Genomic DNA, 19,462 nt, shown 5'->3' with positions numbered 1-19,462 from the left:
GCGTGGACCGCCGGATCATGGGCATCGAGACCGAGTTCGGCGTCAACGCCACGTTCCGGGGGACCTCACGGCTGTCCCCGGAGGAGGTCGCCCGCTACCTCTTCCGCAAGGTCGTCGCCTGGGGCCGCTCGAGCAACGTCTTCCTCGTCAACGGTTCCCGGCTCTACCTCGACGTGGGCTCCCACCCGGAGTACGCCACCGCCGAGTGCACCGACCTGCTCGACCTGGTCGCGCACGACAAGGCCGGCGAGCTGGTCGTGCAGGACCTCGCCGACGACGCCGAGCAGCGGCTCGCCGAGGAGGGCTTCGACGCCACCGTCTACGTGCTCAAGAACAACGTCGACTCGCGCGGCAACTCCTATGGCTCGCACGAGAACTACCTCATCGCCCGGACGCCGCGGCTGGAGCGGATCACCGACACGCTCGTGCCCTTCCTCGTCACCCGCCAGCTGGTGAGCGGCGCGGGCCGGCTGCACGTGGTGGGGGAGAGGGCCACCTACCTCGTCTCGCAGCGGGCCGACCACATGTGGGAGGGGCTGTCGTCGGCGACGACCCGGTCGCGGCCGATCATCAACACCCGCGACGAGCCGCACGCCGACCCCGAGCGCTACCGCAGGCTGCACGTCATCGTTGGCGACTCGACGATGAGCCAGACCACGACCCTGATGCGCGTGGGCACGACCGACCTGGTCCTGCAGATGCTCGAGGCCGGCACCGTCGTGCCCGACCTCGGCCTGGCCAACCCGGTGCAGGCGATCCGGGACGTCAGCCGCGACCCGAGCGGGCGGCGCCCGCTGGCGCTGGCCAGCGGCGGCACGATCACGGCCCTGGAGCTGCAGCGCACGCTCCTCGAGCTCGCGTCGCGGCACGCAGAGCGCAGCGGGCTGGCGCGCACCGCGCCCTACGACCAGGTGCTGGAGCTGTGGGAGCGGACCCTGCACGCCGTCGAGACCGGCAACCTGGGCCTGGTCGACACCGAGATCGAGTGGGTGATGAAGAAGAAGCTGCTCGACTCCTACGCGGCGAAGCACGGGCTGGCCCCGCACGACGAGCGGCTGCAGCAGCTGGACCTGGCCTGGCACGACGTCCACCCGACGCGGGGGCTGCTGCCGATCCTGCAGCGCTCGGGGGCCGCGAGGACCCTCGTCGACGACGAGCGGGTGCGGGCCGCGATGCACACGCCGCCGGAGACGCGCGCCAGGCTGCGCGGTGACTTCGTGCGCGCCGCGCAGGAGCACCGGCGCGACTTCACCGTCGACTGGGTCCACCTCAAGCTCAACGACTCGGCCTCCCGCACGGTCGTGTGCAAGGACCCGTTCGCGAGCGTGGACGCCCGCGTCGACGAGCTCATCGCCTCGGTGCGCGGCGGCGGGGGTCGTTGAGGGCCGGTTCCCACCGGACGTCCAGCCAGGCATGGATAGTCTGTCCCGGTCGGTCGCACCGTATGCGGCGCGCTCCGGCTCAGACTTGACCTCGACGTAAGGATCGCGCGTGCGTTCTCCCCGACTGCGGCTGGCCGCCCTGGCTGCCGCTCCCCTTCTCCTCCTGTCCGCCTGCGCTACCGACGGCGACGCCGACCAGGCCGACCAGACCGCCACCTCCGACGACGCCGCGGCCACCTCGCTGGCTCCCACCGGTGACATCTCCGAGCTGTCCGTGGACACCAGCGGCGACGAGCCGGTCATCGAGCGCGACGGGTCGGCCTTCGCGGACAGCGACCTGCCCTTCGTCGTGGCGAGCACCGAGACCGAGACCGTCGAGGAGGGCGACGGTGACGCGGTCGAGGAGGGCCACGAGGTGCGCGTCCGCTACGTCGCGGTCAACGGTGCCACCGGCGAGCCGTTCGCGTCGACCTACCAGAACGACGAGACCGTCGTCATCGACCTGAGCAACGAGATGCTCTTCCCGGCGTTCCTGAACGAGCTGCCCGGCCGCTCCGTGGGCGAGACCTTCCTGCTGACGATCCCCGCCGAGGAGGGCTTCGGCTCCGCCGGCAACGACCAGCTGGGCGTCGGCCCGCAGGACACCCTGGTCTTCTTCATGGAGATCGTCGACTCGTCCGCGCCGCTGACCAAGGCGACCGGCGAGGAGGTCGAGCCGGAGGCCGGCCTGCCCGAGGTCGACGCCGACGGCGAGAACGCCGCCGACATCACCATCCCCGAGGGCGCCGACGAGCCGACCGACCTGGTCGCCCAGCAGCTCATCAAGGGCGAGGGCCCCGAGGTCCAGGCCGGCCAGACCATCAAGGTCCACTACACCGGCGTGAAGTGGTCCGACGGCGAGATCTTCGACGACTCCTACAGCGCCGGCCAGCCGGCCCAGTTCCCGATCGGCGTCGGCAGCGTCATCGAGGGCTGGGACTCCGGCCTCGTCGGCCAGCCCGTGGGCTCCCGCGTGCTGCTCGTCATCCCGGCCGACCAGGCCTACGGCGAGGCACCGGAGGACACCGACAGCGAGACCGCGCCGCCGGCCAGCCCGCTCGCCGGCGAGACGCTCGTCTTCGTCGTCGACATCCTCGGCGCCTACTGACCACCGCACGACCACCACAGGAGAACCCATGAGCGACTCACCGTTCGGCCAGGTCAAGAAGGCCAAGCCCGAGATCGACTTCCCCGGGGAGAACCCGCCCTCCGAGCTCGTCGTCGAGGACATCGAGGTCGGCAAGGGCGAGGAGGCGACCGCGGGCCGCACCATCTCCGCGCACTACGTCGGCGTCGCCTGGTCGACCGGCGAGGAGTTCGACGCCTCCTGGAACCGCGGCCAGCCGCTGACCTTCCAGGTCGGCGTCGGTCAGGTCATCCAGGGCTGGGACCAGGGCCTGCTCGGCATGAAGGTCGGTGGCCGTCGCAAGATCACGATCCCGCCGCACCTGGGCTACGGCGACCGGGGCGCCGGTGGCGCCATCAAGGGTGGCGAGACCCTGATCTTCGTCGTCGACCTCGTCGACGTGCGCTGATCCCCTCCCGCTGATCCGCAGCGAGCGCCCCCGTCACCCGTCGCGGTGACGGGGGCGCAGCACGTGCAGGTCGAGGTCGACGGTCATCTCCTCGAAGGCGAGGATCCCGCGCACCGAGCTGCCGTGACCGTCGAGCCGGGGCGAGTAGGTCGCGATGCCGAGGCGACCGGGGACCGCGCCCAGGATGCCGCCGCTGATCCCGCTCTTGGCCGGGATGCCGACCGTGGAGACCCAGTCGCCGGCGGAGTCGTACATGCCGCAGGTGAGCATCACCGACAGCACGTGCCGGGTCGCCTGCGGGCTGAGCACGCGCTCCTCGGTGCCCGGCAGGATCCCGTCGTTGGCCAGGGTGGCGCCGATGCGCGCCAGCTCGATCGTGCTCACCTCGAGCGCGCACTGGCGCGTGTAGCCTTCGACGACGTCGTGCGGCTCGTCAGGCAGCTCCGACAGGGCCTTGACGAGGTGGGCGATGCCCAGGTTGCGGTGCGCGTCGGCCATCTCCTGGAGGTAGCACTCCTCGAGCACCTCCAGCTCGCGCCCGGCCATCGCCGAGAGCAGTTCCTTGACGCGCTCGAACCGGTGCGGGGCGTCGTCACCCGCGACCAGGCCGTGGGCGGTCAGCGCACCGGCGTTGATCATCGGGTTGGCCGGGCGGTTGGACCCGTCGTCGAGGCTGATCCGGTTGAAGGCGTCGCCCGAGGGCTCGACGTCGATGTGGCGCAGCACCTCGTCCATCCCGACGCTGTCGATCGCCAGGCCGTAGACGACCGCCTTGCTCATCGACTGGATGGGGTAACGGTGCTCGGCGTCGCCGGCGCTCCATACCCGGCCGTCGACGTCGACCACGGCGACCGCCAGGCGGTCGAGGTCGGTCTCGGCATGCACCGGCAGCTCGTGCGGCTCGCCGTCGTCCTGGTCGCGGACCCGTTCCAGGAGCTCTTCGAGGTAGGCGGTGAGGTCGTCGTCGTCGCTCGGCACGGGATCACCCTAGGGGCGGGACGCGGCGGGGGAGAGGTGACGCGTCCCGGTGCGCGAGCCGCTCAGCCGAGCGCGGTCGCGGCGTGGACGCCCGCGGCCGCGACGGCCAGGAAGCCCGCCGCGTCGTCCTCGAGGCCGCGGCCCATGGTGCGCAGCGGGACGGGCGTCTGGGAGAGGGCCTCCAGCAGCCCGTCGACCGGCACGGGCAGCGGGCGCAGGTGCGGGGCGGAGGAGACCAGCGCCTCCACCTGGCGCGCGACGGCGACCAGGCACTCGTCGGTCGACGCCCGCCCGGTCGCGCCGGTCGGCACGGGCACGTCGGCCGGGTGGGCCAGCACCCGCCCGTAGGCCGTCGCGCTGTGGTGCGAGAGGCCCCGGTGACGCTCGCGGGGGTCTGCCTCGGACACCCGCAGCGCCGCGACCGGCAGACCGCCGAGCACGGCCGCGGCGTTGAGCGCCTCGCCGGCCGAGACGCCGGAGAAGCCCCACCGGGTGCCGGTGCCGAGGTTGCCCGGGCCCTGGGCGACGACCGTGACGTCGGCGCCCACGACGAGCCGGGCGGCCAGCAGCGCGCTGTGCACCGTCACGGCCTCGAGGTCGCCGCCGTAGGCCTGCCCGGCGGTCACGGTCGCGGCCAGCCAGCCCGCGACCCGCAGCTCGGCGCACGTCCGCGAGAAGGCCGCGGGCAACGCACCGCCGTCGGTCATGACGTAGACGACCCGCGCCGTCGGGCGGACCATCCGGATCCCCGCCAGCACCGCCGGCAGCGCCGAGTGCAGGTCGGCCGCGACGACGGGCATGCCCTCGACGTCGTCGGCGTCCTGCAGCCGGGCGTGGTGGGCGCCCTCGGGGTCGTCGGCGCCCAGCACCATCGTCTGCAGCGGGGTGTAGCGGGCCTTGACCAGGTGGCCGGCGTCGTCGTCCGCCCGGTCGGGCCAGGCCGCGGGGCGGTCGGGGACCGCCACGACCACGGCATACCCACCGGTGCCGAGCCCGCGCTCGAGCGCGGTGACGTTGAGGAGCACCCGGTCGCCGACGACCGGCGTGCCGACCACGTCGGGATAGGCCAGGGCGCGCACGGTGCCGAGGTCGGGCACCTCGACGGACACCGCCTCGACCCCCGGCCAGCCGGGGAGCACCTCGACGACGGTGCCTTCACGCCACTGGATCACGGGACGAGGGTAGGTCACCGCGGCGCGCAGCCGTGGGTTATCGCACAGGTGTCCAGCGCGTGTTGTAGCGTGCCTGCCTATGGCGAAGAGCGCGGCATCGAAGGGGCCCAGCCCCGCGGCGGCCAAGACCGAACGGCTGCTCAACCTCGTCATCGCGCTGCTCTCGACGCGGCAGCCGCTGTCGAAGGCGCGCATCCGCGAGGCCGTCCCGGCCTACAGCGACAACGACGAGGCTTTCGAGAGGATGTTCGAGCGCGACAAGGACGAGCTGCGCGCCCTCGGGATCCCGCTGCGGACCGAGCCGATCGACCCGTTCTTCGACGACGAGCTCGGCTACCGCATCGACCAGCGCGAGTACGCCCTGCCCGAGCTGGCCTTCGAGCCCGACGAGCTGGCGGTCATCGGCCTCGCCAGCCGCGCCTGGAGCCAGGCGAGCCTCGCCGGCCCCGCGGCCCAGGCGATGCGCAAGCTCGAGGCGGCGGGCGTGGTCCGTGACGAGTCCTCGGTCGCCGGCATCGAGCCGCTGCTGCGCACCAACGAGCCCGCCTTCGAGCCCGTCCGCGACGCCGTGCTCTCCCGCGCCCCGATCCGCTTCGACTACCGCGGCGGCAGCGGCGACCTCGCCGAGCGGCACGTGCAGCCGTGGTCGCTGACCAGCTGGCACGGCCGCTGGTACCTCACCGGCCACGACCTCGACCGCGACGCGCCACGCGTGTTCCGTCTCGACCGCGTCAGCGGGGTGCCACGGCGGGCCGGCCGGCCCGGGGGGTATGACGTGCCCTCCGACCACGACGCCCTCGCCATGATCCGTGCCTCCTCCGGCGAGGAGGCCCCGCCCGGCGGCACCGCCCGCCTGCTCGTCCGCGAAGGTGCCGCCTGGTCGCTGCGCCGGGGTGCCGAGGTCGTCGACGGCCCGGCCGCGCCCGAGGGCTGGGACGTGCTCGCGGTGACGATCCGCAGCCTGCGCGGGCTGGCCGAGGAGGTCGCCGCCGCGGGGCCGGAGGTCCGCGTGGTCGACCCGCCAGAGCTGGCCGCCCGCGTGACCGAGCTGCTGCAGGCCGTCGTCGCGGCCCACGAGGAGGAGGGCGCGTGAGCACCTTCGAGAGCGCGACCGCGCGCCTGTCCCGCCTGCTGACGATGGTGCCCTGGCTCCTCAACCGCCAGGGCATCGACCTGGCCAGCGCCGCCGCGGAGCTCGGCGTGAGCGAGCAGCAGGTCGTCGACGACCTGCAGGTCCTCTTCGTCTGCGGCACGCCCGGGCACTACCCGGACGACCTCATCGACGCCCAGTGGGAGGGCGGCAAGGTCTTCGTCTCCAACGCCGACACCATCGCCCGACCGCTGCGCCTGGGGCGTGACGAGGCGTTGGCGCTGGTCGTGGCGCTGCGGGCACTGGCCCACACGCCCGGTCTGGCACGCAGCGACGCCGTCGAGCGCGCGCTGGCCAAGCTCGAGCAGGCCGCGGGCGACGCCGCCGGCGCCGCCGGCCAGGTGAGCGTCGACCTCGAGCCGAGCCTGCCCGAGGAGCTCGTGGCCTCCGTGCGCCGGGCGCTGACCGAAGGTCGGCGCGTCCACCTGCGCTACCACGTGGCGAGCCGCGACGAGACGACCGAGCGCGACGTCGACCCGCTGCGGGTCGTGTCCGTGGACGGCCGCTGGTACCTCGAGGGCTGGTGCCACCGCGCCCGCGGGGTCCGCCTCTTCCGGCTCGACCGCGTCGAGGACCTGCAGGTGCTCGACGCGCCGTCCACCCCGCCGGCCGACCTCCCCGAGCGCGACCTGAGCCGGGGCGCCTTCCTCGGCTCGCCCGACGACCTCACGGTCACGCTGCACCTGGAGGCGTCCTCCGCGTGGGTCGCCGAGAGCTTCCCGGTCGAGTCGGTCACCGAGCTCGACGAGGGCCGCCTGGAGGTCGAGATGCGCGTCGGCGACCCCCGCTGGCTGCACCGCCTGGTGCGCCGCCAGGGCGGGGGCGTGCGCGTCGTCGGCCCGCCCGAGGTCGTCGCCGAGGTGGTGCGCCAGGCGCGCGCCGCGCTCGACGGTGCGTCGGCGGGAGACGACCCGGCGCCGGTCTAGACTGACGGGCGAATACGCGACCGCCCGCGGCCGCCACCGTCCTTCGCGAAGGGGAAACACCCACCATGCGCATCCAGATCTGGCACGTCGTCGTCCTGATCATCGCCTTCGTCCTGCTGTTCGGCTGGAAGAACCTGCCCAACATCGCGCGCTCGATGGGTGAGTCCATGCGGGTCTTCAAGTCCGAGGTCGACCAGATGAAGGACGACAACGAGGCCCGCAAGGACCGCAAGGCCGACGACGCGACGCCCGGCACCCTCGAGTCCGGCTCGCAGGACACCGCGCAGGAGGACTACCGCCGCCTCCAGGAGCGCGGCGACGACGGCACCCCGCGCGCCTGACCGCCGCCGCTGTCGTCCATGGCGCGCGCGAGGAAGAAGCAGAACCCCGAGGGCCGGATGTCCCTCGGGGAGCACTTCCGTGAGCTCCGCAACCGCCTGCTGATCTCCTGCATCGCGATCGCGGTGCTCTCGACGGTGGGCTGGTACTTCTACCAGGACATCGTCGACGTCATCGCGGCCCCGGTGCAGGCCGTCGCCGAGGAGCGGGGCGACGAGCTCGTCGCACTCCGCTTCCAGAACATCACCGAGCCGTTCGCGACCCAGCTCAAGGTGGCGATCTTCAGCGGCATCCTGCTGGCCAGCCCGATCTGGCTGTGGCAGATCTGGGCCTTCCTCCTGCCGGGCCTGAGGCCTAAGGAGAAGAAGGTCGCGCTGGCCTACTTCTTCGTCAGCATCCCCCTCTTCCTCGCCGGCGCCGGCCTCGCCTCCTACACCTTCCCGCGCCTGGTGGCGATCCTCCTCGGCTTCACGCCCGAGGGGGTCGGCAACCTGCCCGGCATGGCGGAGTTCCTCTCCCTGGTGCTCTTCTTCATGCTGGCCTTCGGGCTGGCGTTCCTGCTGCCCGTGGTGCTGGTCGCGCTCAACCAGATCGGTGTGCTGTCGGCACGCAACATGCTGCGCAGCTGGCGCATCACGCTCTTCCTCATCCTCGTCTTCTCCGCCTTCATGACACCCGACCCGTCGGCCTGGACGATGCTCGCGATGGCCGCGCCGGTGTTCTTCCTCTACTGGTGCGCGGTGGGCACGGCCTTCCTCCTGGAGCGGCGCCGCCGCGGTCGCGGCGACGACCCCGCCGACCGCTACGCCGGCCTCTCGCCGGACCAGGCCACCCCCCTGTCATGAGGTATGCCGTCGCGCACGGTCGGCGTGCGGGGCGCGGGGGAGCGGCAGAGCTGGGAGCCAGGGCGGTCACCCGACTGCGGGCCACCGGCCACGAGGTGGTCGAGGTCACCGCCGGCACGCTGGAGGAGGCCAGGGCTGCCTGCGGGGCGCTGGTCGCCGACGGCGTCGACGTGCTCGCGGTCGCCGGTGGTGACGGGATCGTCAGCCTGGCCACCGACCTGTGCGCCGGGACCGGCACCGCCGTCGCCGTCCTGCCCGCGGGCACGGGCAACGACGCGGCCCGCGCGCTCGGCATACCCCTGCGCCCGGAGGGCTCGCTCGAGGTGCTCCTCCACGGGGCACCGCGCACCCTCGACACGCTGCACGTCCCCGAGCTCGACCGCTCCGTGCTGACCAACGTCCTCGGGGCCCTCGACGCGCGCATCGCCCACCGCGCCACCCTGCTGCCCCGTCGGCTCGGACCCGCCACCTACACCGTGGCCACGCTGGTCGAGATCGCCCGGCTTCCGCGCCAGGAGCCCCTGCACTACCGCCTCGCCATCGACGGCGAGAGCCGCGACCTCGACGCCTACGTCGTGGTCGCCGCCAACCTCGCGTTCGTCGGCGGCGGCCTGCAGATCGCACCGGACGCCGACCCGGCCGACGGCCTGCTCGACCTCGTGGTGGTCCGGCCGGTCGGGCCCCTCGACGCACTGCGGGTGCTCGCGGCCGTGCGCGCCGGGCGCCACCCCGAGCTCCCCGAGGTCGACGTCGTGCGCGCCGCCTCCGTCCGGATCGAGGGGCCGGGCGACGTGCTCGCCCACGGGGACGGCGAGCCGCTGGGTCCGTTGCCGCTCACCGTCACGGTGCGCCCGTCGTCACTGCAGGTGATCGCGCCGCCCCTGGCATAGCCTGAAGGCATGTCCAGCCCCGCAGAGCGCTACGCCATGTCCCGCGCCCGAGCGGCCTGGGCCAGCACACCTGCGGGACGGTTCGCCGAGTCGCTGGGCTTCGAGCTCGACGACTTCCAGCTCGAGGCGATCAAGGCGGTGCAGGACGGCGCGGGGGTGCTCGTCGCGGCGCCCACCGGCGCGGGCAAGACGGTGGTGGGCGAGTTCGCGGTCGCGCTGGCCCTGGAGACGGGGCGCAAGGCGTTCTACACCACCCCGATCAAGGCGCTCTCCAACCAGAAGTACCACGACCTCGTCGAGCGGCACGGCACCTCCCGGGTCGGCCTGCTGACCGGCGACGCCTCGATCAACGGCGAGGCGCCGATCGTCGTCATGACGACCGAGGTGCTCCGCAACATGATGTATGCCGCCTCGCCCACCCTGCAGGGGCTCGGCTTCGTGGTCATGGACGAGGTCCACTACCTCGCCGACCGGTTCCGTGGCGCGGTGTGGGAGGAGGTCATCATCCACCTGCCCCCGTCGGTCCAGGTCATCTCGCTGTCGGCGACGGTGAGCAACGCCGAGGAGTTCGGCGACTGGCTGCGCTCGGTGCGCGGGCGCGGGGAGGACGACGAGGACTCGGTGGCGGTGATCGTGGCCGAGCACCGGCCGGTCCCGCTGTGGCAGCACATGATGGTCGGCACCCGGCTCTACGACCTCTTCGTCACCGAGGGCGGGCCCGCCGGTCGCGACGGCACGACGCGCGTCAACCCCGAGCTGCTCGACCGCATCGCCCAGGCGGAGCGTTCCTCGGGCTGGTCGCGCGAGGACGCCGGTGCGCCCCGGGGGCGGCGCGGCTCGGTGCGCGGACGCTACGCCAACCACGGTCCCGCGGGTCCCCGCCGCGGGGGCCGGGGCCGGGACGACCGCGGTCCGGTCTCCGACCGGGGGCCACGGGGCGACGACGCCGTCCCCTTCGGGGAGCGCGGCGCGCTGCCCGGCGGGGCGGCGAGCCGGGCCCAGGTCATCGACCGGCTGGACCGCGAGGGCCTGCTCCCGGCGATCACCTTCATCTTCAGCCGGGCCGGGTGCGACTCCGCGGTGCAGCAGCTGCTGGCGCGGGGCGTGCGCCTCGTCCCCGAGGAGGAGGGCCGCCGCATCCGCAACCTCGTGCAGGAGCGCACCGCCGAGGTGGACCCGGCCGACCTCGGGGTGCTCGGCTACCACGACTTCGTCGAGGGCCTCGCCCGCGGCTACGCCGCCCACCACGCCGGGATGCTCCCGCTCTTCCGGGAGATCGTCGAGGAGCTCTTCACCCACGGCCGGCTGCGCGCGGTCTTCGCCACCGAGACGCTCGCGCTGGGCATCAACATGCCCGCCCGCACCGTGGTGCTGGAGAAGCTGGTGAAGTTCAACGGCGAGACCCACGCGCCGGTCACGCCGGCCGAGTACACCCAGCTCACCGGCCGGGCGGGCCGGCGGGGCATCGACGTCGAGGGGCACGGCGTGGTGCTGTGGCGCCGCGGGGTGGACCCCATGGAGGTCGCCGGTCTGGCCTCGACCCGCACCTACCCGCTGCGCTCGTCCTTCCGGCCGAGCTCCAACATGGCGGTCAACCTCGTCGCGCAGTACGGCCGCGAGCGCGCCCACGAGCTGCTGCAGAGCAGCTTCGCCCAGTTCCAGGCCGACCGCTCCGTCGTCGGCCTCACCACCCGGGTGCGCGACAACCTGCGGGCCCTCGAGGGCTACGACGAGGCGATGCAGTGCGACCGCGGCGACTTCCGCGACTACGGCCGGATGCGGCACGAGCTGGCCGAGCTGGAGAAGAAGCAGGCCAGGCGCCGCCAGGCGCAGCGGCGCGCCGACATCGGCCAGGCGCTCGAGGAGCTCTCCGTCGGCGACGTCATCCAGCTCGAGGGCGGGCGCAAGGGCACGATGGCGGTCGTGCTGCCGACCCGCGGCAACCGGGCCTCCTTCGAGCGTTCCGTGCTCACCTCCAACGGCAGCCTGCAGCAGCTGACGATCGCCGGTTTCAAAGACGTGCCCGAGGTCATCGGCACGCTCAAGGTGCCCAGCCACTTCAACGCCCGCAGCCCGAAGGCACGCAAGGACCTGGCCGCCGCGATGCGGTCGACGGTGCGAGAGCCGCTGCCCGGCCGCGCCGGTGCACGAGGTCAGGACCGGGACGCGGGCTCCCTCGGGCCCGGCTCGGGGGAGGCGAAGGTGGAGGAGCTGCGGCGCCGCCTCGCCGCGCACCCGTGCCACGGCTGTCCCGACCGCGAGGAGCACGCCCGGTGGGCGGCCCGCTGGTGGCAGCTCCGCAAGGAGACCGACGACCTGCAGCGGCGCGTCGCCGAGCGCACCAACACCGTCGCCAAGACCTTCGAACGGATCTGCGACCTCCTCTCCGAGCTGGGCTACCTGGGCCCGGACGGCCGGTCCGTCACCCTGGAGGGGGAGCGGCTGCGCCGGATCTACACCGAGCTGGACCTCGTCGTCGCCGAGTCCCTGCGCCGGAGCACCTGGGCCCGCCTGGGGCCGGCGGACCTGGCGGCCGTCGTCTCCGCGCTCGTGCACGAGTCGCGGGGCGACGAGATCATCGACCCGCGCATGCCCACCGTCGACGTCGAGGAGGCGCTGGGCGAGATGGGGGCGATCTGGCGGGAGATCACCGCCCGCAAGAGCGCGCACCAGCTCGAGGGTGACCGTGAGCCCGACGCCGGCCTGGCCTGGATGGTCCACCGGTGGGCCTCCGGACGTGGCCTCGACGAGGTGCTGCGCGACGGAGGTATGTCGGCGGGCGACTTCGTGCGCCGGTGCAAGCAGGTGGTCGACCTGCTGGGCCAGATCGCCCAGGCCGGTGATCCGGCGATCACCAGGACCGCCCGCCGGGCCTCGGACGCCATCCTCCGTGGCGTGGTGGCGGCCGACCGGCTCGACTGAGCGCTCCTCAGGGCAGCTGGCGCACCCGCTGCAGGACGGTGCGGCCCACCGCCAGCTCGCCGCCGAGCACGACGACCCGACCCGGGTCGAGACGCCCGAGCGCCTGCGCCGTGGCGGACGGCAGCAGGTCCTGACGGGTGAGCAGCAACGGTGCCCCGGTCGCGCCGGCCAGGGCGGCCCCCGAGAGCGCGTCCGGGAAGGCCTGCCCCCCGGCCAGGACCAGGTCGGTCGAGGTGGTGCCCCGGTCCTCGGCCGCGGCGGCCGCGGTCGCGTAGCGGTCGCCGCCCGAGATGCGTCGCACCAGCGGTGCCGGGTCGAGCGACCGCAGCCGGGCGACCACGTCCTCGGACACCGCGCCCGGGCCGCCGAGCACGACGATCTCGGTGGGGGCCAGGCGCTCCAGCTGGGCGAGGGTGACCGCGGGCACGCCGGTGGGCCGGACGAGCAGCAGGGGGGAGCCGGTGTCGGCCGCGAGGGCGGCACCCGCGAGGGCGTCCGGATAGGTGGTGCCGCCGGCGACCACGACCCGGGTCGCGGTGGGCACGTCGGCGGCGATCGCGGCCGCCGTGGCGTAGCGGTCGACCCCCGCGCGGCGCACCACCTCGGCCGTCGGCAGCAGGGTGCGGACCTGCTGCTCCACGACGGTGGACAGCACGTCGGGGCTGCCGGCCAGCACGACCCGCGCAGGATCGAGCCGAGCCAGCTGCGTGGCGATCTCCGCCGGCAGCGAGCCGGGCCGTGACAGGAGCACGGGCCCTCCGGTGCCCCCGGCCCGCGCGGCGCCGGCCAGGGCGTCGGGGAAGTCGTGGCCGGCCGCGACCACGACCGTGTCGACCCCGGCGGGGAAGCGCGCGGCCACCGCGGCCGAGGTCCGGTAGCGGTCGGGCCCCGAGACCCGCAGCAGGTCGCGCCGTCCGACGCCCGCGGTCTGGAGCAGCGCGAGCGCGTCGAGCCGGCCCTCGCCGAAGACGTTGTTGTCGCCCGGCGTGCCCCCGCACTGCAGGTCGGGGCTGTCGACCGCCGACCCGTCGAGCAACCGCCGGGTGGCCTGGACGTCGCCGAGCAGCTCGGGCGCCGCCGACCACAGCAGGGCCACGGCCCCCGACACGTGCGGCGCGGCCATCGACGTGCCGCTGGAGGTGGCGTAGCCGTCGCCGGGGACGGAGGAGACGACCGCCACTCCGGGCGCCGCGATGTTGGGCTTGGTCTCGCCGCCCTCCCCGGCGCCGCGGGAGGACAGCAGCGAGATCGAGTGGTCCGCCCCGTAGGCGCCCACGGAGTAGTTGGCCCGCAGGCTGCCGGGGGAGGAGGATGTCTGGCAGCGGTTGCCGAAGTTGCCGTTGGAGAAGACCGCGAAGATCCCGGCCGCCTCCCAGGCCCGCGTGACGTCGACGAGGAACGGACTGGTCGAGGGGCCGGTCGTGCCCCAGGAGTTGTTCACGACGTGCGGGCGCAGGTCGGGGCGGGGCTGCGTGCCAGTCCGGGTCGTGGGCGCCAGCATCCACTGCGCCGAGGCAAGAAGGGTGACCTCGCTGGCGCAGCAGCCGTTGCTGGCGATCCACCGGGCGCCGGGGGCGACCCCGATCTGGGCCCCGGCCCCGTCGTCGCCCACCATGATGCCGGCGACGTGCGTGCCGTGGCCGTCACCGTCCCACGGGGACGTGGCCCGCGCCGTGCTGGTGTCGAACCAGGAGTAGTCGTGGGAGAACGAGCCGTCCGGCTGCGTGCCGCGATACTGCCGCCGCAGCGCCGGGTGGGTGTGCTCCACACCGGTGTCGATGCTGCCGACGACGATGCCCTCGCCCGTCACGCCGTGCTGGGCCCAGACGTCGTCGGCGTTGATGTCGGCCACGCCCCACGCGGCCGCGGCCGGAGCGAGGGCGGCCGGCTCGACCGTGGGCTCGGGAGCCTCGTAGGACGCCTGCAGATAGACGCCCTCGACCTCGGGGTCCCGGGCGATCTCCGTCAGGAGGTCGGGATCGCCGGGCACCGCGAGCGCATTGGTGATGAAGAAGCTCGTGTAGTCGAGCCCCTCCGCCTCGAGCAGCTCGCGCACCTCGGCCTGGCTCTCCTCGGCGGTGTCCACGAGTGCCCGGTGGACGGCCCTGCCGCGCTCGGCCCAGTCGTCGATCTCGGCGAGGGCGGTGAGGTCGGGGCGCTCGGCGAAGCGGACGAGCACGGTAGGTCGCTCACCGCCCTTCAGCTCGGCGGTGACGTCGGGGCGGATCTTCGCGCGGGCCTCGGCGGTGGGGTCCGCGAGGGGTGCGGCAGAGGCAGCCCCGGTGACCAGCGTGGCGGCGCACAGGACCGCCAGGGTGCGGCCGAGGACCGCGCCACGGCGCCTTCCGCCCGTGATGGGTCGCGTCATTGCCCTGCCCCTTCCGCGTGCCCGCCACGGCCCTGCTCCGTGGTCCCCACGCCCGGCCCGGGCGAGCCGGGCCGCACTGGTCGATGCTAGCGAGCCAGGCCCTGTCGGAACATGCTCCCACCGGAGTCTACCGAGGCCGGGGATAGGCTGGCCCCGGCCGACCCGAAGGAGCATGCACCGTGTCCGAGATCGTCATCTGCTCGCCCCTGCGCACCCCCGTCGGAGGCTTCCTCGGGAGCCTGGCCGACCTGTCCGCCGCGGACCTGGGCACGCAGCTGCTCACCGCCCTGCTGGAGCGGACCGGGCTGCAGGACGGCGACGTCGACGACGTGGTGGTCGGCAACGCCAACCCCAGCGGCGAGATCCCCGCCCTGGGGCGCATCCTCGCGCTCAACACCGGGCTGGACAAGGCCCCCGGCATGCAGCTGGACCGCCGCTGCGGCTCCGGGCTCCAGGCCGTGCTCACCGCCGCGGCGCAGGTCGCCAGCGGGGGAGCGGACCTCGTCATCGCGGGCGGGGCCGAGTCGATGAGCCAGGTCGAGCACTACGCGCTGCTGCGTCGCGGCGTGCGGGGCAACGTCGAGCTCGAGGACCGGCTCGCGCGGGCCCGGGCCACCGCGGGCGGCGACCGCCACCCGATCCCCGGCGGCATGATCGAGACGGCCGAGAACCTGCGCCGCGACTACGGCATCTCCCGCCAGGCGCAGGACGAGCTGGCGGTGCGCTCGCACCAGCGGGCCGCGGCCGCGCAGGCCGAGGGCCGGTATGCCGAGGAGCTGGCCCCCGTCACCGTCGCCACCCGCAAGGGTCCGGTCGTCGTCGACGCCGACGAGCACATCCGTCCCGACACCGACCTGGAGACCCTCGCCGGGCTCCGCCCGATCATGGGACGCCAGGACCCGGAGGCGACGGTCACGGCGGGCAACGCCAGCGGGCAGAACGACGCCGCCGCGCTGTGCGTGGTCACCACCCGCGAGACCGCCGAGGCCAAGGGGCTGACGCCGCTGGTCGCCCTGCGCTCGTGGGCCGTCGCGGGCGTCGCGCCCGAGACGATGGGGATCGGGCCGGTGCCGGCCTCCGCGCTGGCGCTGGAGCGCGCCGGCCTGACCATGGACGACCTCGACCTCGTCGAGCTCAACGAGGCCTTCGCCGCCCAGGCGCTGGCGGTGCTCACCGAGTGGGGCATGACCGACCCGGCGAGCTGGGACCGGCTCAACCCCAACGGCTCGGGCATCTCCCTGGGCCACCCGGTCGGGGCCACCGGCGCCCGCATGCTCGCCACCCTCTCCTACGAGCTGCACCGGCGCGAGGGCCGCTACGCTCTGGAGACCATGTGCATCGGAGGTGGCCAGGGGCTGGCCGCCGTCTTCGAGAGGGTGGTCTGACCAGATGGGACTCAAGGACGAGCACCTGACCGCGGGCGAGCAGGTGGTGATGCGCCTGCGCACCCACCCCAAGGCGCTCGTGGGGGCGGCCCTGTGGGCGCTGGTGCTGGTCCTCGTGCTGACCGTCCTGTGGTGGTTCCTGCGCGACAGCGACGCCTACGTGCTGACGATGTGGATCGCCGGGGCCGTCGCCCTCGTGCTGGCGGCCTGGCTCGTCGGCGTGCCCGTCCTGCGCTGGAGCACCGAGAGCTTCACCGTCACCACCCGCCGGGTCAGCCACCGCTACGGCGTCCTGACCCGTCGCGGGCGTGACATCCCGCTGCACCGCATCAACGACATCTCGCTGGAGAAGGATCTCCTCGACAGGCTGCTCGGCTGCGGCACCCTCGTGGTCTCGGACGCGACCGAGAAGGCCGGCATGGTGCTCCACGACGTCCCGCGCGTGGAGCAGGTGCACGTCCGCCTCCAGGAGCTGCTCTACTCCTACGACGACGGCTCCGACGACGGCGAGTGGCCGCCCAACGAGCCGCCCCGCCGCCGGGGCTGAGGGTCGGTCAGCGCCTCCGGCGGGTCGGGACGCGGGTGTCGTCCGCCGGCGGACGCGAGCGTCGCAGCAGCCACACCACCCAGCACACGCAGAAGAGGCCGTAGGCCACGAGCGTCGGCACCATCAGGCTGCGCGAGCCCGGGTCGTCGGTGACCCGCACGGCCTCGACGAGGACGACCACGAGCAGCAGCATCGTGGCCGCGAGGAAGACGTCGAACTCGCCGACGACCCGGCGGCGGAAGGCCTCGCGCCGCTCGGGAGCCAGCCAGTAGGTCTTGTGCGGGTAGTTCAGGCCGGTGCCGTCCCCCGACCGGACGATCGCCGCGACGAGCCAGTGCAGGCCGCAGACCACCACCGGCCCGAAGACCAGGAGCGGCCAGAGCAGGCCGCCCCGGCTCCCCGTCCGGTCGGGGCCGTCGGGCCCGATGTGCTGCACCACGCCGTCCGCGGGGAGCACCACCCACGCCCAGAGCCACGCCCCGAGGAAGAGCGCGGTCGACACCGCCAGGAGCAGGGCACCGGTGCGGCCCGTGCGGCCGGCGTCGTGGGCCGTCACGCCGGCCTCAGGTCGAGGGCCTTCATCAGCCGGGCGACCGGGTTGCCCAGGTCGTAGGTCTCGACCAGCTGCTGCAGCGTCTCGGGGTCGGCGATCTCGCTCGGCCGGGCGAGCGGGACGTCGGCCACGGGGGCGTCGGCGGCCACCAGGACCACCTCCGGTGCCACGTCGAGGTAGTCGGAGGCGGCGAGCAGGTTGGCCCGTCGGGCGCCCTTGAGCTTCGGGTCGCCGGAGGCGAGGGCCTCGCGCAGGCCCTCCAGCGTGCCGTAGCGGGCGATGAGCTGGGCGGCGGTCTTCTCGCCGATGCCCTTGACCCCGGGCAGCCCGTCGCTGGTGTCGCCGCGCAGCACGGCCATGTCGGCGTAGGCCCGGCCGCCCGCCACGCCGTAGCGCTCTCTCAGGTCCGACTCCCGCACCACCTCGGCGTCCCGCACGCCACCGCGGGCGGTGTAGACCACCGTCACGCCGGCCTCGTCGTCGACCAGCTGGAAGAGGTCGCGGTCGCCCGTGACCACGGCGACGGGCCCCCGGCCGCGGTGCCGGGCCGTCAGGGTGCCGATGACGTCGTCGGCCTCGTAGCCCGGCGCGCCGAGGACCGGGATGCCGAAAGACTCCAGCGCCCGCCGCAGGATCGGGACCTGCACCTCCAGCTCGGGCGGGGTCTGCTCGGAGTGCTCGGTGCCCTCGACCAGACGGTGGGCCTTGTAGGAAGGGATCGCGCGCACCCGGAACTCCGGCCGCCAGTCGTCGTCCCAGCAGGCGACCAGGTCGTCGGGGGAGAAGCGGGTCACCAGCGTGCTGATCATGTCGAGCAGGCCGCGCACGGCGTTGGTCGGTGTCCCGTCCGGCGCCTCGCGCAGGTCCTTCATGCCGAAGAAGGCCCGGAAGTAGAGGGAGGCGGTGTCGAGGAGGAGGAGCTTGCGGGGGCTGGCGAGGTCGTCCGGTGCGCTCATGAGGCCCCAGGGTAGGCCCTGCTAGCGTGACGACGTGCTGGGGAACCGACTCGCCGAGCGGCTCGCGTGGGCCGGGGCGCTGGCCGCGCTCGTCGCCGCCGCGCTGCTCCTCCTCGGCCCGCTCTGGGACAGCGCCGCAGGGGAGAACCCCCTCGAGCGCGACCCCGAGCCGGATCTCGGTGCGGTGGTCGCCCTCGGTATGCCGACGCTGGTGGTCCTCGCCGCCCTGGGCGTGGCGATCTGCACCGGGCGGTGGCACGTGCGCGCCGGGCTCCTCCTGCTCGCCCAGGCGGCGGCCGTCGTCCTCGCACCCGGCTCGCAGACCTGGTGGTTCGCGCCGGCCCTGCTGCTCTCCGTGCTCGGCTGGGGGCTCTCGCTGCGTCGCGGCAGCAACCCGCACGTGCCCGCCGCCCCCGACCGGTCCTGACCTGCACCGCTACGGTCCGAAGGCAACTACGCTGATCGCCATGGAGCCCCTCGACCGCCACATCGTGCAGATCCTGGCCCAGGACGGCCGGATCTCCTTCGCCGACCTCGGCCGGCAGGTGGGTCTGTCGACCTCGGCGGTGCACCAGCGGGTCAAGCGGCTCGAGGAGCGGGGGATCATCAAGGGCTACCGGGCCGTCGTCGACTACCCGGCCGTCGGGCTGCCCATGACGGCGCTGATGTCGGTCACCCCCTTCGACCCCTCGGCGCCCGACGACATCCCGGAGCGGCTGGCCGACATCGACGAGATCGTGGCCTGCTGGTCGGTCGCCGGCGACGAGTACTACATCCTGCTCATCCGCGTCGGGCGGCCCCAGGACCTGGAGGAGCTGCTGGCCCGCATCCGTCAGCAGGGCTCGTGCTCGACGACCACCACGATCGTGCTCTCCACGCCGTGGGAGGACCGGCTCGGCGCGCTGCCCGTCGACGACGGCACCCCCTGACGTCCGCGGCCGCGCGGCTGGCCCTACCCTCGTCCTCGTGGCCAAGAAGAGGACCTCGGGCGGGACCCCCGCGACCGTGACCCTGGACCGCGCCGGCATCGCCTACGAGGTGCGCGCCTACGAGCACGACCCTGCGGCGACGAGCTACGGGCTGGAGGCGGCGAGCGCGCTCGGCGTGCCACCGGAGCGGGTCTTCAAGACGCTGCTCGTCGACACCGACAAGGGCCTCGGCGTCGGCATCGTGCCCGTCGACCGGCTGCTGGACCTCAAGGCGGTCGCGGCCGCCCTCGGCGCCAAGAAGGCCACGATGGCCGATCCCGCGGTGGCCGAGCGCGTCACCGGCTACGTCGTCGGCGGGATCAGCCCGGTGGGCCAGAAGAAGGCCCTCCCGACCATCCTCGACGCCTCCGCCCTGCAGCACGCGACGATCCTGGTCAGCGGCGGCAAGCGCGGGCTCGACATCGAGCTCGCGCCCGGCGATCTCGTGAAGGTCACCCGGGGGAGCACCGCGCCGGTCGCGCGCGAGGCCTGAGCCGGGACGACCGG

At 73.9% G+C, this 19,462-nt stretch carries 19 protein-coding genes; 14 read left to right on the top strand and 5 right to left on the bottom strand.

Going from position 1 to position 19,462, the window contains the following annotated elements:
• Window positions 1-2: 2 nt before the first annotated feature.
• From pafA to FB476_RS08790, 3 genes are all read left to right on the top strand, one after another.
• A complete protein-coding gene (gene pafA / locus FB476_RS08800; protein ID WP_141818427.1) occupies window positions 3-1,382 on the top strand; it encodes a Pup--protein ligase in 1,380 nt (459 codons plus the stop codon).
• A 109-nt stretch (window positions 1,383-1,491) separates the two neighbouring features.
• Window positions 1,492-2,529 carry an FKBP-type peptidyl-prolyl cis-trans isomerase gene (locus tag FB476_RS08795; protein WP_141818426.1) on the top strand — a complete coding sequence of 346 codons (1,038 nt, stop codon included), beginning with the start codon at window positions 1,492-1,494 and terminating at the stop codon, window positions 2,527-2,529.
• Window positions 2,530-2,557: 28 nt separating this feature from the next.
• Window positions 2,558-2,956, top strand: a complete 399-nt coding sequence (locus FB476_RS08790) for an FKBP-type peptidyl-prolyl cis-trans isomerase (protein WP_141818425.1) — start codon at window positions 2,558-2,560, stop codon at window positions 2,954-2,956.
• Window positions 2,957-2,989: 33 nt separating this feature from the next.
• Here the strand turns inward: FB476_RS08790 and glsA are convergent, their stop codons facing one another.
• Both glsA and FB476_RS08780 read right to left on the bottom strand, forming a co-directional pair.
• Window positions 2,990-3,934, bottom strand: coding sequence for a glutaminase A (gene glsA, locus FB476_RS08785; protein ID WP_141818424.1), 945 nt, complete (start codon window positions 3,932-3,934; stop codon window positions 2,990-2,992).
• A 62-nt stretch (window positions 3,935-3,996) separates the two neighbouring features.
• Window positions 3,997-5,106: a DUF3866 family protein gene (locus tag FB476_RS08780; protein WP_238329633.1), complete on the bottom strand. Its 1,110-nt coding sequence runs from the start codon at window positions 5,104-5,106 to the stop codon at window positions 3,997-3,999.
• A 79-nt stretch (window positions 5,107-5,185) separates the two neighbouring features.
• On the opposite strand from FB476_RS08780, the gene FB476_RS08775 reads away from it, so the two are divergent.
• The 6 genes from FB476_RS08775 (at window position 5,186) to FB476_RS08750 (ending at window position 12,178) form a co-directional block, all read left to right on the top strand.
• Window positions 5,186-6,199, top strand: coding sequence for a helix-turn-helix transcriptional regulator (locus FB476_RS08775; RefSeq protein WP_141818422.1), 1,014 nt, complete (start codon window positions 5,186-5,188; stop codon window positions 6,197-6,199).
• Window positions 6,196-7,182, top strand: a complete 987-nt coding sequence (locus FB476_RS08770) for a helix-turn-helix transcriptional regulator (protein ID WP_141818421.1) — start codon at window positions 6,196-6,198, stop codon at window positions 7,180-7,182. Before FB476_RS08775 ends, FB476_RS08770 begins: the two co-directional genes overlap by 4 nt.
• A gap of 65 nt (window positions 7,183-7,247) precedes the next feature.
• Entirely contained in the window at window positions 7,248-7,523 is a 276-nt protein-coding gene (gene tatA / locus FB476_RS08765) for a Sec-independent protein translocase subunit TatA (protein ID WP_141818420.1), read from the top strand.
• An 18-nt stretch (window positions 7,524-7,541) separates the two neighbouring features.
• Window positions 7,542-8,366 carry a twin-arginine translocase subunit TatC gene (gene tatC / locus FB476_RS08760; RefSeq protein ID WP_238329632.1) on the top strand — a complete coding sequence of 275 codons (825 nt, stop codon included), beginning with the start codon at window positions 7,542-7,544 and terminating at the stop codon, window positions 8,364-8,366.
• Window positions 8,363-9,256 (top strand): diacylglycerol/lipid kinase family protein, encoded by an 894-nt coding sequence (locus tag FB476_RS08755; RefSeq protein WP_141818419.1) that lies wholly within the window; start codon window positions 8,363-8,365, stop codon window positions 9,254-9,256. The genes tatC and FB476_RS08755 overlap by 4 nt, the downstream gene beginning before the upstream one ends.
• A gap of 9 nt (window positions 9,257-9,265) precedes the next feature.
• Window positions 9,266-12,178 (top strand): DEAD/DEAH box helicase, encoded by a 2,913-nt coding sequence (locus FB476_RS08750; protein WP_141818418.1) that lies wholly within the window; start codon window positions 9,266-9,268, stop codon window positions 12,176-12,178.
• A gap of 7 nt (window positions 12,179-12,185) precedes the next feature.
• Here the strand turns inward: FB476_RS08750 and FB476_RS08745 are convergent, their stop codons facing one another.
• On the bottom strand, window positions 12,186-14,546 hold the full coding sequence (locus FB476_RS08745; RefSeq protein ID WP_170233583.1) for a cell wall-binding repeat-containing protein: 2,361 nt from the start codon (window positions 14,544-14,546) through the stop codon (window positions 12,186-12,188).
• Between the two features lie 179 nt (window positions 14,547-14,725).
• Here FB476_RS08745 and FB476_RS08740 point away from each other — a divergent pair, with 179 nt between their 5' ends.
• Both FB476_RS08740 and FB476_RS08735 read left to right on the top strand, forming a co-directional pair.
• Window positions 14,726-15,931, top strand: a complete 1,206-nt coding sequence (locus FB476_RS08740) for an acetyl-CoA C-acetyltransferase (RefSeq protein WP_141818416.1) — start codon at window positions 14,726-14,728, stop codon at window positions 15,929-15,931.
• A 4-nt stretch (window positions 15,932-15,935) separates the two neighbouring features.
• Complete coding sequence (locus tag FB476_RS08735; protein ID WP_141818415.1) at window positions 15,936-16,478, top strand: PH domain-containing protein; 543 nt, start codon at window positions 15,936-15,938, stop codon at window positions 16,476-16,478.
• A gap of 7 nt (window positions 16,479-16,485) precedes the next feature.
• Here the strand turns inward: FB476_RS08735 and FB476_RS08730 are convergent, their stop codons facing one another.
• A complete protein-coding gene (locus tag FB476_RS08730; protein WP_141818414.1) occupies window positions 16,486-17,034 on the bottom strand; it encodes an SdpI family protein in 549 nt (182 codons plus the stop codon).
• On the bottom strand, window positions 17,031-17,987 hold the full coding sequence (locus FB476_RS08725; RefSeq protein WP_141818413.1) for a 5'-3' exonuclease: 957 nt from the start codon (window positions 17,985-17,987) through the stop codon (window positions 17,031-17,033). Before FB476_RS08725 ends, FB476_RS08730 begins: the two co-directional genes overlap by 4 nt.
• A gap of 34 nt (window positions 17,988-18,021) precedes the next feature.
• Here FB476_RS08725 and FB476_RS08720 point away from each other — a divergent pair, with 34 nt between their 5' ends.
• From FB476_RS08720 to ybaK, 3 genes are read left to right on the top strand one after another with little or no spacing between them, the layout of a single operon-like run.
• Window positions 18,022-18,414: a hypothetical protein gene (locus FB476_RS08720; protein WP_141818412.1), complete on the top strand. Its 393-nt coding sequence runs from the start codon at window positions 18,022-18,024 to the stop codon at window positions 18,412-18,414.
• A gap of 40 nt (window positions 18,415-18,454) precedes the next feature.
• Window positions 18,455-18,916 (top strand): Lrp/AsnC family transcriptional regulator, encoded by a 462-nt coding sequence (locus FB476_RS08715; protein ID WP_141818411.1) that lies wholly within the window; start codon window positions 18,455-18,457, stop codon window positions 18,914-18,916.
• 37 nt (window positions 18,917-18,953) lie between these two features.
• Entirely contained in the window at window positions 18,954-19,448 is a 495-nt protein-coding gene (gene ybaK, locus FB476_RS08710) for a Cys-tRNA(Pro) deacylase (protein ID WP_141818410.1), read from the top strand.
• Window positions 19,449-19,462: the final 14 nt, after the last annotated feature.

This window comes from Ornithinimicrobium humiphilum, assembly GCF_006716885.1.
GTDB lineage: Bacteria > Actinomycetota > Actinomycetes > Actinomycetales > Dermatophilaceae > Ornithinicoccus > Ornithinicoccus humiphilus.
The sequence above is the reverse complement of the archived record's forward strand: the minus strand, read 5'-3'. Positions and strand labels throughout refer to the sequence as shown.

Excerpts from the sequence above, each read along its gene's own strand:
- FB476_RS08715 (WP_141818411.1), top strand. The coding sequence starts at position 18,455 with ATGGAGCCCCTCGACCGCCACATCGTGCAGATCCTGGCCCAGGACGGC.
- FB476_RS08790 (WP_141818425.1), top strand. The coding sequence starts at position 2,558 with ATGAGCGACTCACCGTTCGGCCAGGTCAAGAAGGCCAAGCCCGAGATC.
- FB476_RS08775 (WP_141818422.1), top strand. The coding sequence starts at position 5,186 with ATGGCGAAGAGCGCGGCATCGAAGGGGCCCAGCCCCGCGGCGGCCAAG.
- tatA (WP_141818420.1), top strand. The coding sequence starts at position 7,248 with ATGCGCATCCAGATCTGGCACGTCGTCGTCCTGATCATCGCCTTCGTC.
- FB476_RS08745 (WP_170233583.1), bottom strand. The coding sequence starts at position 14,546 with ATGACGCGACCCATCACGGGCGGAAGGCGCCGTGGCGCGGTCCTCGGC.
- FB476_RS08735 (WP_141818415.1), top strand. The coding sequence starts at position 15,936 with ATGGGACTCAAGGACGAGCACCTGACCGCGGGCGAGCAGGTGGTGATG.
- FB476_RS08725 (WP_141818413.1), bottom strand. The coding sequence starts at position 17,987 with ATGAGCGCACCGGACGACCTCGCCAGCCCCCGCAAGCTCCTCCTCCTC.
- FB476_RS08755 (WP_141818419.1), top strand. The coding sequence starts at position 8,363 with ATGAGGTATGCCGTCGCGCACGGTCGGCGTGCGGGGCGCGGGGGAGCG.
- FB476_RS08750 (WP_141818418.1), top strand. The coding sequence starts at position 9,266 with ATGTCCAGCCCCGCAGAGCGCTACGCCATGTCCCGCGCCCGAGCGGCC.
- tatC (WP_238329632.1), top strand. The coding sequence starts at position 7,542 with ATGGCGCGCGCGAGGAAGAAGCAGAACCCCGAGGGCCGGATGTCCCTC.